The sequence below is a fragment of the Jeotgalibaca sp. MA1X17-3 genome, from assembly GCF_021513155.1.
Taxonomy (GTDB): Bacteria; Bacillota; Bacilli; order Lactobacillales; family Aerococcaceae; genus Jeotgalibaca.
Window position 1 is genome coordinate 238,315 of the sequence record NZ_CP090983.1, and the last position, 14,369, is coordinate 252,683.

The 14,369-nt window shown below is 35.5% G+C and carries 11 protein-coding genes; 8 read left to right on the plus strand and 3 right to left on the minus strand.

The annotated features are described in order from the left end of the window. Positions 1-58: 58 nt before the first annotated feature. The gene (gene treR / locus LZ578_RS01215; RefSeq protein WP_235145554.1) at positions 59-778 is read right to left on the minus strand and encodes a trehalose operon repressor; all 720 of its coding nucleotides are present in this window, start codon (positions 776-778) and stop codon (positions 59-61) included. A gap of 430 nt (positions 779-1,208) precedes the next feature. Between treR and mnmE the strand changes: the two genes are divergently transcribed. From mnmE to LZ578_RS01230, 3 genes are all read left to right on the plus strand, one after another. Further along, complete coding sequence (mnmE, locus tag LZ578_RS01220) at positions 1,209-2,600, plus strand: tRNA uridine-5-carboxymethylaminomethyl(34) synthesis GTPase MnmE (protein ID WP_235145555.1); 1,392 nt, start codon at positions 1,209-1,211, stop codon at positions 2,598-2,600. Between the two features lie 38 nt (positions 2,601-2,638). Further along, positions 2,639-4,540 carry a tRNA uridine-5-carboxymethylaminomethyl(34) synthesis enzyme MnmG gene (mnmG, locus tag LZ578_RS01225; protein WP_235145556.1) on the plus strand — a complete coding sequence of 634 codons (1,902 nt, stop codon included), beginning with the start codon at positions 2,639-2,641 and terminating at the stop codon, positions 4,538-4,540. A 183-nt stretch (positions 4,541-4,723) separates the two neighbouring features. After that, positions 4,724-5,554 (plus strand): aldo/keto reductase, encoded by an 831-nt coding sequence (locus LZ578_RS01230; RefSeq protein ID WP_235145557.1) that lies wholly within the window; start codon positions 4,724-4,726, stop codon positions 5,552-5,554. Positions 5,555-5,599: 45 nt separating this feature from the next. On the opposite strand, the gene LZ578_RS01235 is transcribed toward LZ578_RS01230, so the two are convergent. After that, the gene (locus LZ578_RS01235) at positions 5,600-6,175 is read right to left on the minus strand and encodes an NADPH-dependent FMN reductase (protein ID WP_235145558.1); all 576 of its coding nucleotides are present in this window, start codon (positions 6,173-6,175) and stop codon (positions 5,600-5,602) included. A gap of 165 nt (positions 6,176-6,340) precedes the next feature. Continuing rightward, positions 6,341-8,056 (minus strand): ABC transporter ATP-binding protein, encoded by a 1,716-nt coding sequence (locus LZ578_RS01240; RefSeq protein ID WP_235145559.1) that lies wholly within the window; start codon positions 8,054-8,056, stop codon positions 6,341-6,343. Between the two features lie 270 nt (positions 8,057-8,326). Here LZ578_RS01240 and nrdH point away from each other — a divergent pair, with 270 nt between their 5' ends. The 5 genes from nrdH (at position 8,327) to nrdD (ending at position 14,368) form a co-directional block, all read left to right on the plus strand. After that, positions 8,327-8,560 (plus strand): glutaredoxin-like protein NrdH, encoded by a 234-nt coding sequence (nrdH, locus tag LZ578_RS01245; protein WP_235145560.1) that lies wholly within the window; start codon positions 8,327-8,329, stop codon positions 8,558-8,560. Continuing rightward, positions 8,557-8,934, plus strand: coding sequence for a class Ib ribonucleoside-diphosphate reductase assembly flavoprotein NrdI (gene nrdI / locus LZ578_RS01250; protein WP_235145561.1), 378 nt, complete (start codon positions 8,557-8,559; stop codon positions 8,932-8,934). The genes nrdH and nrdI overlap by 4 nt, the downstream gene beginning before the upstream one ends. After that, on the plus strand, positions 8,921-11,092 hold the full coding sequence (nrdE, locus tag LZ578_RS01255; protein WP_235146373.1) for a class 1b ribonucleoside-diphosphate reductase subunit alpha: 2,172 nt from the start codon (positions 8,921-8,923) through the stop codon (positions 11,090-11,092). The genes nrdI and nrdE overlap by 14 nt, the downstream gene beginning before the upstream one ends. Positions 11,093-11,134: 42 nt before the next feature. Further along, positions 11,135-12,097: a class 1b ribonucleoside-diphosphate reductase subunit beta gene (nrdF, locus tag LZ578_RS01260; protein WP_235145562.1), complete on the plus strand. Its 963-nt coding sequence runs from the start codon at positions 11,135-11,137 to the stop codon at positions 12,095-12,097. An 81-nt stretch (positions 12,098-12,178) separates the two neighbouring features. Next, positions 12,179-14,368: an anaerobic ribonucleoside-triphosphate reductase gene (gene nrdD / locus LZ578_RS01265; RefSeq protein WP_235145563.1), complete on the plus strand. Its 2,190-nt coding sequence runs from the start codon at positions 12,179-12,181 to the stop codon at positions 14,366-14,368. The last annotated feature ends 1 nt before the right edge of the window (position 14,369 follow it).

Consider the following 14,369-nt stretch of genomic DNA (forward strand, 5'->3'; position numbering starts at 1 on the left):
ATGAAAATTAAAAAAGGAAGAGCAAACCCGATAAGAGGGTGTTCTTCCTTTTTTTAATTTACGATAAAGAATGTTTTCTACGAGCAAACTCAGTGAATTTGAAACGGTCTAATCGATGTCGTGATTCAGTATATTGGAACAATCGTGTATCTTCTAAATATACTTCACTCTTCACTACTACTACATGTGTATCATTTTTGAGGTTCATTAATTTACGATCTTCTCTGGTTACAGGTTCTACAACTATTTCTTTCTTAGCATAGGCAATATTGAGACCACATTCACCTTCTAAATATTCATAAAGAGAATTCTCAGCAGCTGCTGAAGGGACTCTACTTACCACATCACGAAGTAGAAAATCCTTATCGATAATAATGACTTCTCCTGAAATATTTCGCAGACGTACTAGAGAAATGACTTCTTCATCATGAGATATTTTTAGTGAATCTGCTAAAAAACTAGGTATTTTTTCTACTTTATTTTTAACAACAATCGTTTTATTTTTGATGTGTTGTAAATCTTGAATTTCTTTAAAACTAGTCAATCCTGATATCGGGAAATTAAATCGTTGAATATCTAACACGATAGAACCTTTTCCTTGTTTCTTTTGGATATAACCGTCTTCCATTAATAAAGTTAGGGCTTTACGAATAGTTTCTCTTGAAACCTCATATACTTCTGCTAATGATTTTTCACTAGGTAAAAGTGAACCAGAACTGTATTCTTCCAATTCAATTTTTCTTTTTAAATCCTGGTATATATCATAAAACTTATTCACAATATCCCGCTCCTACTATTGTTGCGTCTATTTTTAATAAGATTGATTAATAATGATCAAAAGGCTTTTTATACTCTTATGTTATCATATCTTGACTCAAATATTCATTGTAAAGTTAGAAAATCAATATAAGTTTAACATCCATAAATGGTTATCATTAGGATATTTATTATATAAAAATTAAATAAGAAAAATCTACATAAATTCTCTATGTCTGTAATAAAGGTTTTTTTTAATAATAAAAGAAGGAGAAAAACAAAAAACTTGCATTTAGTAAGTAAAACTTGTATAATTTCTTGGAATTGAAGAACGATATGAATGACTAAATATATAATGTGTTACGCAGTCAAAGTGCTTAACCACCCGTGTATAAAAAGGGGTGGAGTGGGCACTTTTTTCGTGCGCAAAAATAGGTGGAAGGAGAATAAATATGAACATTACTGAATTTGATACGATAGCAGCTATTTCTACACCTCCAGGAGAAGGAGCAATCGGAATTGTTCGATTGAGTGGAGAAGATGCAATAGCTATTGCAGATTCCATATACAAATCGGGTTCAAAACGTCTAGAAATTGTACCTAGCCATACTCTTCATTATGGACATATTGTTAATCCGAAGACAGAAGAAGTGATTGATGAGGTCATGGTGACCGTTATGCGCGCTCCAAAGACCTTTACTCGAGAAGATGTAGTCGAAATTAATTGTCATGGTGGAATCATTAGTGTCAATCGATTATTACAAACGGTTCTTCAAAATGGAGCAAGGATGGCAGAGCCAGGAGAATTCACAAAACGAGCATTTTTGAATGGTAGAATTGACCTTTCTCAAGCTGAAGCAGTTATGGATCTCATCCGTGCAAAGACAGATAAAGCAATGGATGTAGCTTTGAGTCAATTAGATGGAGACTTGTCCAACCTTATCCGTAATATACGACAAATTATTTTAAATACACTCGCTGAAGTAGAAGTGAATATCGATTATCCTGAATATGATGACGTGGAAGAAGTTACGACACGTTTATTAAAAGAAAAGACTGTAGAAGTAAAAGGTCACGTAGAACAATTATTGCGTACTGCTCAACAAGGGAAAATTTTACGTGATGGGTTGGAAACAGCAATTATAGGACGTCCCAATGTAGGGAAGTCCAGTTTACTAAATCGTTTGATTCGTGAAGAAAAGGCAATTGTTACTGAAATTGCAGGTACAACGCGCGATACAATAGAAGAATATGTAAATGTGAACGGTGTTCCTTTGAAATTAATTGATACCGCTGGAATCCGTGAAACGGATGATATTGTGGAACGGATTGGAGTAGAACGTAGTCGAAAGGCGCTACTAGATGCGGATTTAATTTTATTGTTAATCAATCAAAGTGAATCACTTAATGATGAAGATAAGGTACTCTTGGATGCTACACAAATGATGAATCGAATTATTCTTTTAAATAAGAGTGATTTGGAAACACGGTTGTCACTAGAGGAACTGGCAGAATGGAGTAGTGAGGACAAAATTATTCAAACCTCCATGCTGACTCAATCTGGTCTAGATCAATTGGAAACACAAATTGCAGCACTATTTTTCTCTGGAGAAACGGGAGAAAGAGATGCTACATATATTTCTAATGTACGTCATATCGCTCTACTACATGATACGGTAGAAGCTTTAGATGAGGTATTAACTGGAATTGAGAGTGGTATGCCTGTTGATTTAGTCCAAATTGATTTCACACGTGCATGGGAATTATTAGGAGAGATAACTGGGGACACCGTACAGGATGAATTGCTGACCCAATTATTCAGTCAATTCTGCTTAGGAAAATAAATGCTGATAAAGTTGTATAAATAGAAGGGAAAGAACAGATGAAAAGATTTGAAGCAGGTACATTTGATGTCATTGTAGTAGGTGCAGGACACGCAGGTTCAGAGGCGGCCTTAGCCTCAGCCCGTATGGGAAGCTCTACTTTATTAGTTACGATCGATTTAGACATGATTGCTTTTATGCCTTGTAATCCATCAATTGGTGGACCTGCAAAAGGTGTGGTTGTTCGTGAGATTGATGCATTGGGTGGCGAAATGGGCCGAAATATTGATAAAACCTATATTCAAATGCGAATGTTGAACACTGGTAAAGGACCCGCAGTCCAGGCGTTACGTGCACAAGCAGATAAAAATGAATATGCTCATGAAATGAAACGTACGTTGGAACAACAAGAAAATTTGTTATTACGTCAAGGAATTATAGAAGAAATAATTGTAGAAGACGATATGGTAAAAGGGGTCGTTAGCCATACGGGTGCTGTCTATCGTGCCGATGCAGTTATACTAACAGCTGGAACATCTTCACGAGGAAAGATTATCATTGGAGAATTAACCTATTCCTCTGGTCCGAATAACTCTCAACCGTCCATTAAATTATCTGAAAATTTATTGGATTTAGGATTTGATCTAGCCCGTTTCAAAACTGGAACGCCTCCCCGTGTGCTATCTTCCTCCATTGATTACTCTAAAACAGAGGAGCAGCCTGGGGACAAAGAACCGAATCATTTTAGTTTTACTTCTAAAGATGAAGACTACTTAGAAGATCAGTTGTCTTGCTGGTTAGGGTATACCGGTCCAGAAACACATCAAATTATTCGTGATAATTTGCACCGGGCTCCCATGTTTACTGGAATTGTTGAAGGTGTAGGTGCTCGTTATTGCCCTTCAATCGAAGACAAGATTGTTCGTTTTAGTGATAAACCAAGACACCAACTTTTCTTAGAACCAGAAGGACGTCATACAGAAGAAGTATATGTTCAAGGGTTATCTTCTTCGATGCCAGAAGAAGTTCAATTGAAAGTATTGCATTCAATTGCAGGCATGGAAAATGCTCAAATGATGCGTACAGGTTATGCGATTGAGTATGATGTAATTAAGCCTTATCAACTACGATTATCTTTAGAAACGAAACTGGTGAAAAATTTATTTACTGCAGGACAAATGAACGGTACCTCTGGTTATGAAGAAGCAGCAGGACAAGGAATCATTGCAGGAATTAATGCAGCACTTGCTGTTCAAGGGAAAGAACCATTGGTATTGAAGCGAAGTGATGGATACATCGGTGTTATGATTGATGACCTTGTTACGAAGGGAACGCTAGAGCCATACCGCTTATTGACTTCACGAGCAGAATATCGTTTGTTATTAAGACATGATAATGCAGATTTCCGTTTGACAGAAATTGGACATCAAGTTGGACTACTTTCTGACGAACGTTATCAGTTATTCTTAACTAAGAAAAAAATGGTAGAAGAAGAAACTCTTCGATTGAAAAAAGTTCGTTTGAAACCTACAGAAGAACTACAAAATTATCTTGCTAGTCAAAATTCTGCTTTATTGAAAGATGGTTTCCTATTTAGTGATTTACTAAAACGTCCAGAATTGAAATATAATGGTCTGTACCATTTTGCACAACTGGAAGAAAAACTACCTCGTGATGTAATTAATCAGGTAGAAATTCAAATTAAATATGAAGGTTATATCAGAAAAGCTTCTGAAAAAGTTGTCAAATTAAAGAAAATGGAAGAAAAGAGAATTCCAGAACACATCAATTACGATGCAATAAATGGGATTGCTACAGAAGCAAAAGAAAAACTGAAAAAAATACTACCAGAAACGATTGCTCAAGCAAGTCGAATCAGTGGAGTAAACCCTGCTGATATTTCAGTACTGATGGTATATGTACAAAATGGAAGAATTTCTAAGGTTCATACAGAAGGATAAAAAGATCTATTTAAAAACAGCCACTCTTCTTACAAAGAGTAGCTGTTTTTTTGAATATACGAATAGAAATGCTGACTAAAAAGATTCTTTATAGGTTATTTTCGAGTTTCAAACTCTTTGAAAAGCAAATATAAGAAAAGTACGTTACAATATAGGAGAAACTAAAAAAAGAGGTGTTAGAAAATGAATATAAACAATACGATAACATTAACAAATGGTACTGAAATTCCGGTACTAGGATATGGAACGTGGCAGACCACTGATTTTGAAGAATGTGTAAACGGTGTAAAATCAGCATTAACAGCTGGTTATCGACATATTGATACAGCACAGATGTATGGAAATGAACATCTAGTCGGAGAAGGAATCCGACAAAGTGAGGTCCCACGCGAAGAAATTTTCTTGACTAGCAAACTAGATAATACAAATCATGGATTTGTAAAAACAAAAAAAGCAATAGATGAGTCACTAAATTGCTTAGGAGTAAAATATCTAGATCTCTTTCTCATTCACTGGCCAGTTGTAGAAGGACATGAACATAATTGGCGCGAAGAAAATATTGAAACTTGGAGAGCGATTGAAAATGCTTATGATGCAGGTAAATTAAAAGCAATTGGATTGAGTAACTTTAAAGTAGAACATTTAGAAAATCTACTTCCACATTGTCGAATCAAACCTATGGTCAATCAACTTCGTCTTCATCCTGGTGTAATGCAAGAAGAAACGGTAGCTTTAAGTCGAGAGCACGGTATGGCGATTCAAGCTTGGTCCCCGTTATCACCAATTTCACGTATGCAAGATAACGAACGGATTAATGATATGACTGATAAATATAAAAAATCAATTGCGCAATTACTTTTACGTTACTCTCTACAAAAAGATTATATTTCTTTAACCAAGTCCGTACATGAAGATCGTATCAAAGAAAATTTTGAAATTTTTAATTTTACAATCGATCAAAGTGATATGGAATATTTAGACCTTTGGAAATGGGAAGGCGACGTATTTCTATAAAAAAATACCCTTTTGCTGTTTTTATAGCAAAAGGGTATTTTATTTTTATGTTGTTTTTTTATGAATACGGACAGTTTTTAAGGCATTTCCCCAGGAAAGTAATTGATCAAGCTGATTTTTGAATGTGTCTTCATGTAAAGTAGCAGGCGTAAACTCATTTTCAGCATTGAAGTCAGTAAAAATAGACATTGCTATGTGCGTTCGAACCGAAGCTATTTGTAACTCAGCAAGAACCGTTCGTAAAGCTTCTGCAGCACGAACACCACCTGAGGAACCATAACTAACGATTGCTGCAGCCTTGTCATTGAATTCAGGATAAAGATAATCAATTGCATTTTTTAGGGCGGAAGTAATTCCGTGGTTATATTCTGGAACAATAAAGACAAAACCATCTAGAGAAGCAATTTTTTCGGACCAAGGTTTGGCTTCAGGAGTTACATAATCTTGACTGGCACCAGCAGAAACAGGTTCATTGTACATGGGAAGATTATAATCAGCGATATCTACTACTTCGTATTCAGCATCTCCTCGTTTGTCAGCCCACTTTTTAAGTGTGTGGGCAACTTTTAAACTTTTACGATTCGGACGAGTACTTCCAGTAATAATTCCAATCTTTAACATAGTTATTCCCTCCTATAATTTAAAACCGTAAGAAAACCTGCCTATCCTATATAGATTAAGCTTACTTTAAGTATGTGAATAAAGCAAAATTTTAGCATATTCAAAAACTTAAAATTAAATTTTATAAAAAAATATCCTAGGAATATAATCCTAGGATATTTTTGATTATTGTAAGAACTGGGCTTCATAGAGTCGTTTATAGGTACCTTCATTTTTCATTAATTCAGTATGTGTTCCTTGTTCTGAAACGCCGTTCTCATCGACAACAACAATACGGGTTGCATGTTTGATAGTAGCGAGACGGTGCGCAATGATGAATGTCGTTCTACCAGCAGCTAACGTGTGTAGGGACTCTTGAATAACTTGTTCTGTTTCAGTATCTAATGCAGATGTAGCTTCATCTAAAATTAGAATGGGAGGATTTTTTAAGAACATACGGGCAATAGACAAACGTTGCTTTTGTCCTCCAGACAATTTAACTCCACGTTCTCCGATGATCGTATCAAACCCTTTAGGCATTGCTGAAATAACGTGATCCAAATTAGCCATTTTTGCAGCGGCGACTACCTCTTCTTCTGTAGCATCTAATCTTCCATACAAAATGTTTTCTCGAATAGTTCCTGGGAACAAGTAAACATCTTGTTGGACTACTCCAATTTCATTTCGTAGAGATTCCAATTTCATATCTTGAATATCCATACCATCAATAGTAATTTGACCACTTTTGATTTCATAAAAACGAGGTAATAGATTACAAAGAGTTGTTTTTCCCGCGCCACTTGGGCCAACAAAGGCAATCGTTTCTCCAGCATGGACAGATAGATTGATCCCATCTAAGACTGGCTCAGACTCTTCATACCAGAAAGAGACATCCTTATATTCAATATCCCCTTTTAGATCTTGTACATGTCTTGCATTGGCTTTATTTTGGATAGAAGGGGTACGATCCATTTCTTCAGTAAAACGTCGGAAACCAGCAATTCCCTTTGGATACATTTCAATCATATTATTCACTTTTTCAATCGGCCGTACAAAAATATTTACTAATAGAATAAAACCAACAAAATCTCCATTGGTTAATTCTCCGCGGATTGTATAGTACGAACCAAAGAAAAGTGCAAATAAATTCATTAAACGAATCATAAAGTAATTGTAAGAAGAGCTAAACCCCATCATCTTATAAAATAATAGCTTCGATTTTCGGTAGAATTGGTTTAAATTTTTAAAACGTTCCGCTTCATGTTCTTCATTTGCAAAAGCTTGAACAACACGGATCCCACTAACAGATGCTTCAATTCCAGCATTGAATTCTCCTAAGCTTTCAAATATTTTAGTATTTACTTTCGTCATTCTTTTATTGAAGAAAGAAATAGCAAATATAATAAATGGAACCATACAGACAGTTGCGATTGCTAATTTCACATGTACGGTTGTCATTAAAGCAAAAGCACCTAGTAAGGTAATAATGGTAATGAAAATATCTTCAGGACCATGATGAGCTACTTCAGAGATTTCAAATAAATCTGTAGTCAACCGAGTCATTAATTTTCCAGTTTTATTGTTATCGTAATAACTAAAAGGTTGTTTTTGCATATGTGTAAATAATTCCTGACGCATATCGGTTTCAATGTTTACGCCTAACATGTGTCCAAAATAGGTTACGATAAATTGAAAAACAGTGTTTAATGCATACAAAGAAAAAAGTGCTATGGATGCAAAAATAATTAAATTCCAATTACCAACAGGTAAAATCGTATCAATTACTTCTTTAACAGCTACAGGAAAGGCTAATTCTAAAACTGCGGCAATAACGGCACAAGTAAAGTCCAACATGAATAATTTTTTATATGGTTTATAGTAATAAAAAAAACGCTTGAGCATAATTGCCCCCCTTTAGAATCTCTCTAAAAAAATACACCTCATCATTATGCCATACAAAAAAAGAAGAGACAACTACCATCGAAACGAATTAAAGTTGACAATATATTACAAACTTTGATTTAAAAGTGGGATGTGGTCCAATCCAACTGAACACAACATATAGTGTTATTTATATTTCCAGGCACATATATGGTGTTTTTAGTTGCTTATATATATTTCTCTTGTAAAATAGGACTATAAAACAAACAGACAGAAAAAAGGAGAATTGATATGGCAGAACAAATGATTACAGTCTATTCAAAACCGGCATGCATGCAATGTAACTTTACTAAAAAATATTTAGATCAAAAAGGTTTAGTCTATGAAGTAAAGGATATTATGGAATCTGAAGAAGCTTTAGAAGAAGTTCGAAAATTAGGATTTCAGTCTCTACCTGTAATCCTTGCAGAAGGTATGGCAGCATTTAATGGCTTCCGTCCCGATTTGTTGGATCAATTGGCATGAAAATCGTTTTTATTAGCTTAACGGGTCAAACGCGTAAATTTGTTAAAAAGCTGAATATGGATTCACTCGAACTTTCTGCTGCCAACCCGTTTCAGGTAGTAGAGGAGCCTTATATCATTGTGACACCTACCTATGATAAAGAAGTTACCGAGATTTTGAATGACTTCATAGAAACCGCTAATAATCAGCACTTTTTGAAAGGTGTAGCGGGTGGAGGAAATCTAAATTTCGGTAAACTTTTTGTTTTTACAGCCAAAGATTTGGCTCATGACTACAACGTTCCCTTCTTACATTCATTTGAATTCCAAGGAAATGAAGAAGACGTTAACTTAATAAAGAAAGCGGTCGATCAAATTGACAATTACACTTCCTAAAACACAACCTAATGAAATTACTTATTTTAAACTAAATAATGAAGTAAATCGTCCTGTTAATCAAACAATTCCTTTACATAAAGATAAGGAAGCTGTGAAAGCTTTCTTCAAAGAACATGTGATTCCTCATACTGTTTTATTTGATTCTTTAGATGAAAAATTGGACTATTTGATTGCAGAAAATTTTATTGAAGAAGAGTTTGTAGCTAAATATCCTAGAACATTCATAAATGATTTGGCAAATTTTTTAAAAAATGAAAAATTTCGTTTCCGATCTTTTATGGGAGCATATAAATTTTACACGCAGTACGCTATGCGCACTAATGATGGAGAATATTATTTAGAAAACTATGAAGAAAGAATATTATTCAATGCTCTTTACCTAGCAAATGGTGACCAAAAATTAGCTTGGAATATAGCAGATGAAATGATTCACCAACGTTACCAACCAGCTACTCCAACTTTTTTAAATGCCGGACGTAAGAGAAGAGGAGAATTCGTTTCTTGCTTCTTGATACAAGCAACGGATGATATGAATAGCATTGGACGTACCATTAATAGTGCGTTGCAACTATCTCGTATCGGGGGAGGAGTAGGTGTAAATCTTAGTAATTTACGTGCTGCAGGTGACCCAATTAAAAAAATTGAGAACGCCTCTAGTGGAGTGTTACCTGTAATGAAGTTATTGGAAGATAGTTTCAGTTACTCCAACCAACTAGGTCAACGGAACGGTGCTGGAGCGGTCTACTTAAATGTTTTCCATCTAGATGTTTTATCCTTCTTATCTACTAAGAAAGAAAATGCAGATGAAAAAGTTCGTGTAAAAACACTTTCTCTAGGTCTAGTTGTTCCAGATAAATTTTATGAATTAGCTGCAGAGAATAAAGATATGTACTTGTTTAGTCCATACGATGTGGAACGGATTTATGGTAAACCATTTGCATATGTAGATATAAGTAAAGAATATGATTCTATGATTAATAATGATGAAATCCGTAAAACAAAAGTAAATGCTCGTGAAATAGAAAATGAAATTTCTAAGTTGCAACAAGAATCAGGTTATCCGTATATTATTAATATTGATACAGCGAATCGTGAGAATCCAATAGATGGAACTATCACGATGAGTAATTTATGTAGTGAGATTCTACAAATCCAAGAACCCTCTGTTATAAAAGATGATCAAACATATGAAATATTGGGAACCGATATTAGCTGTAATCTTGGCTCTACAAATATTGTTCAATTGATGCAATCAATAGACTTTGGAAAATCTATCGATACAATGGTACGAGCTCTGACATTTGTAACCGATCAGTCTAGTATCGATGCCGTTCCAACCATTCGCAACGGTAATGATCAATATCATACTATTGGGTTGGGTGCTATGGGTTTACATACGTTCCTTGCTCTTCAAGAAATGCAGTACGGATCTCCTGAATCAATTGAATTTACAGATAAATACTTTATGCTTTTGAATTATTATACACTTCAAGCAAGCAATCAAATGGCCAAAGAACGAAAAGAAACGTTCTACCGTTTTGAAGAGTCTGACTATGCAAATGGATCATACTTTGATGGGTATATAGAAAACGAATTAAGATTTGAGCATCCAGAAGTAGAAGCTTTATTCCAATCGATTGAAGTACCTACTGCGTCTGACTGGGTAGCGCTGAAAGAGTCGATACAGCAACATGGCTTGTATCACCAAAATCGTCTTGCTGTAGCTCCAACAGGGTCTATCAGCTATGTAAATGAAACATCCGCAAGTATTCACCCAATCACTCGTTTGATTGAGGAAAGACAAGAGAAAAAGACTGGGAAAACATATTATCCAGCTCCTTATTTATCAAATGAAACTTTACCGTATTATCAATCTGCCTATGACATGGACATGCGCAAGGTAATCGATGTGTATGCAGCAGCTCAAAAGCATGTGGACCAAGGAATGAGCTTAACTTTATTCCTCCGTTCAGAAATTCCAGAAGGTCTTTACGATTGGAAGGAAGGACGAACTACAAAACAAACCACTCGTGATTTGAATATTCTAAGGCATTACGCATGGAAAAAAGGAGTCAAATCTATTTATTATGTACGTACCTTTACCGAAGATGAAGAAGAAATCGGTTCAAATTCATGTGAAAGTTGTACGATCTAGTAAAATTTTGAAAGAGTCATAGTAAGAAGGAGTATGTCATCTATGGAAAAACAACAATATAAAGCAATTAACTGGAATCAGATTGAAGATGTAGTTGATAAATTAACTTGGGAAAAATTAGTAGAGCAATTTTGGACGGATACTCGCATTCCTATTTCAAATGACTTACAAGACTGGGCAAAACTTTCTGCAGCAGAGAAAGATATGATGGCAAAGGTATTCGGAGGACTAACCCTCCTGGATACTCTCCAGTCTGAAGATGGTGTAGACTCACTAAAACGAGCCATCCGAACGCAACATGAAGAAGCGGTTTACAACAATATACAATTCATGGAATCCATGCACGCTAAAAGCTATAGTGCAATTTTTAGTACATTAAACACAAAAAAAGAAATTGACGATATCTTTACTTGGACAGCAGAAAATCCAATGTTACAAAAGAAAGCTCAAATGATTTTGGATGTCTATCAAAATGGTACTGATCTTCAACGAAAAGCAGCTAGTGTCTTTCTAGAATCATTTTTATTTTATTCTGGTTTCTATGCACCTCTGTATTACTTAGGAAACAGCAAACTAACAAATGTCGCAGAAATTATTAAATTAATTTTACGAGATGAATCTGTACATGGTACGTACATCGGATATAAATTTCAAATTGGATATAACCAATTGCCAGAAGAAGAGCAATCTGTTTTAAAAGATTGGGTTTATGAGCTGATGTTTACCTTGTTTCAAAATGAATCAGATTATACACATTACTTGTATGATGATATTGGATGGACAGAAGATGTGCTGACATTCTTGCGTTATAACGCTAATAAAGCACTACAAAACTTAGGATTTGATCCGCTTTTCCCTGATACAGCAAATGATGTAAATCCGATTATTATGAATGGAATTTCTACGGGAACATCGAATCACGATTTTTTCTCACAAGTAGGAAATGGGTACTTGTTAGGAATGGTTGAGTCGATGGAAAATGAAGATTATTCAAAATGGCTTTAATTTCTTAAAATTAAAAAGTAGAGGGCAGCTTCTCAGAAGGCTGTCCTACATTGTAAGGAAAAAGAAGGCGAGGATGAAGTGATGTTACAAGAAGAGACAATCATTACAACACAAGAAGGACACTTACCAACAAGGCTACAAATTCAAAAAAAAGATGGTCACCTTGAACCCTATCAAACAAATAAGCTACAAAGAGCATTGGCAAAAGCACTAAAAAGTGTAAAACCAGAGGCAGAAGCAATTCAAGTAGCGAAGTATTTAGCTGCAGAAACAGAAGAGGAAAATTATCTACCTGTAGAAGGAATTTTAACTGGTTTTGATATGGATAGGATTGTGAAAAAAGTACTGACTGCTCATGGATATTTCTCAGCATGGGGAATGTATCAAGAATATCAAGCTCGCAAGGAAGCTATGCGAGAAAAAAATCGTGATATGGACAGTATGATTCAAAAACTACTGAATAAGGATAAATCCATTGTCAATGAGAACGCTAACAAGGATAGTGAAGTTTTTAACACACAGCGTGATTTAACAGCAGGAACGGTAGCAAAGGCCATTGGTATGCGAATGTTGCCTCTTCAAGTTGCGAACGCTCATGAAAAAGGAGAGATCCATTATCATGATTTGGACTATACTCCGTATTCCCCACTTAGCAATTGCTGTTTAATTGATTTTGAAAATATGTTTACGAATGGATTTAAAATTGGAAATGCTGACGTGGATAGTCCGCGGTCCATCCAGACTGCAGCGGCGCAAACGGCACAGATTATTGCGAACGTTGCCTCTAGTCAATATGGCGGATGTAGTTTCGATCGAATTGATGAAGTATTGGCTCCTTATGCTGAATTGAATTATCAAAAACATAAAGCAGAAGCAGATAAATGGATAGAAGGTTCAGAACGTCAAGAGGAATATATCATGGAACGCACGAAAAAAGATATTTATGATGCCATGCAAAGTTTGGAATACGAGATCAATACTCTTTACACTTCACAAGGCCAAACTCCGTTTACTAGTTTAGGATTTGGACTAGGGACTAGTTGGTTTGAACGGGAAATTCAAAAAGCTATTTTAGCAATCCGGATCAAAGGTTTAGGTAAAGAGAAGCGAACAGCTATTTTTCCAAAATTAATTTTTACCTTAAAGAAAGGACTAAATTTTTCTCCAAGTGACCCGAACTACGATGTAAAACAACTTGCCTTAGAATGTTCTACAAAACGGATGTATCCGGATATATTAAGTTATGACAAAATTGTCAGTCTAACAGGTAGCTTTAAAGCACCGATGGGGTGTCGTTCTTTTCTACAAGGTTGGAAAGATGCAGAAGGACAAGAGGTAAACGCAGGAAGAATGAACTTGGGTGTAGTAACGCTTAATATTCCACGGATTGCTTTGGAAGCAGATGGAGATAAAGATTTATTCTGGGAAATTTTTCGCATGCGTGTTGCTGTTGCGAAGGAAGCCCTTGTTTATAAAGCAAAGCGTGTAGAAGAAGCTAGTCCAGAAAATGCTCCTATTTTGTACCAGCATGGTGCTTTCGGGAAACGTTTAATTCCAGGAGATTCTGTAAAAGAGACGTTTAAAGAGAGACGTGCGACCGTTTCAATTGGTTATATCGGTCTATATGAAGCTGCAGCAGCTTTTTATGGTGGGAATTGGGAAGAGAACGCCGATGCAAAGAACTTTACCTTGGAAATAATCCAAGCATTAAAATCTTCAGCGGATGAGTGGAGTGATGAATATGGCTATCATTTTAGTGTTTACTCTACACCAAGTGAAAGCCTGACGGATCGTTTTTGTCAATTAGATACGAATAAATTTGGAGCAATCACTGATATTACTGATAAAGGTTATTATACAAATAGCTTTCATTATGATGTTCGCAAAAATCCTACTCCCTTTGAAAAATTAGATTTTGAAAAAGACTATCCGCAATACTGTTCAGGAGGATTCATTCATTATTGTGAATATCCTAAATTAGTTACCAATCCAAAAGCCTTGGAAGCAGTATGGGATTATGCTTATGATAGAGTCGGTTATTTAGGAACGAATACACCTATTGACCACTGTTACGAATGTGATTTTCAAGGAGATTTTATACCTACGGAGAAGGGGTTTAAATGTCCTCAGTGTGGAAACCATGATCCTGCCAAATGTGACGTAGTAAAACGTACATGTGGCTACTTAGGAAATCCACAACAACGCCCGATGGTTTCTGGACGTCATAAAGAAATTAGTTCTCGTGTAAAGCACATGAAAGGATCTGAGTAAG

What these genes read in the sequence shown, in the direction of transcription:
- mnmG (WP_235145556.1), top strand. Translation starts at nt 2,639, where the DNA reads ATGAAAAGATTTGAAGCAGGTACATTTGATGTCATTGTAGTAGGTGCA.
- nrdF (WP_235145562.1), top strand. Translation starts at nt 11,135, where the DNA reads ATGGAAAAACAACAATATAAAGCAATTAACTGGAATCAGATTGAAGAT.
- mnmE (WP_235145555.1), top strand. Translation starts at nt 1,209, where the DNA reads ATGAACATTACTGAATTTGATACGATAGCAGCTATTTCTACACCTCCA.
- nrdH (WP_235145560.1), top strand. Translation starts at nt 8,327, where the DNA reads ATGGCAGAACAAATGATTACAGTCTATTCAAAACCGGCATGCATGCAA.
- nrdD (WP_235145563.1), top strand. Translation starts at nt 12,179, where the DNA reads ATGTTACAAGAAGAGACAATCATTACAACACAAGAAGGACACTTACCA.
- LZ578_RS01230 (WP_235145557.1), top strand. Translation starts at nt 4,724, where the DNA reads ATGAATATAAACAATACGATAACATTAACAAATGGTACTGAAATTCCG.
- nrdI (WP_235145561.1), top strand. Translation starts at nt 8,557, where the DNA reads ATGAAAATCGTTTTTATTAGCTTAACGGGTCAAACGCGTAAATTTGTT.
- LZ578_RS01235 (WP_235145558.1), bottom strand. Translation starts at nt 6,175, where the DNA reads ATGTTAAAGATTGGAATTATTACTGGAAGTACTCGTCCGAATCGTAAA.
- LZ578_RS01240 (WP_235145559.1), bottom strand. Translation starts at nt 8,056, where the DNA reads ATGCTCAAGCGTTTTTTTTATTACTATAAACCATATAAAAAATTATTC.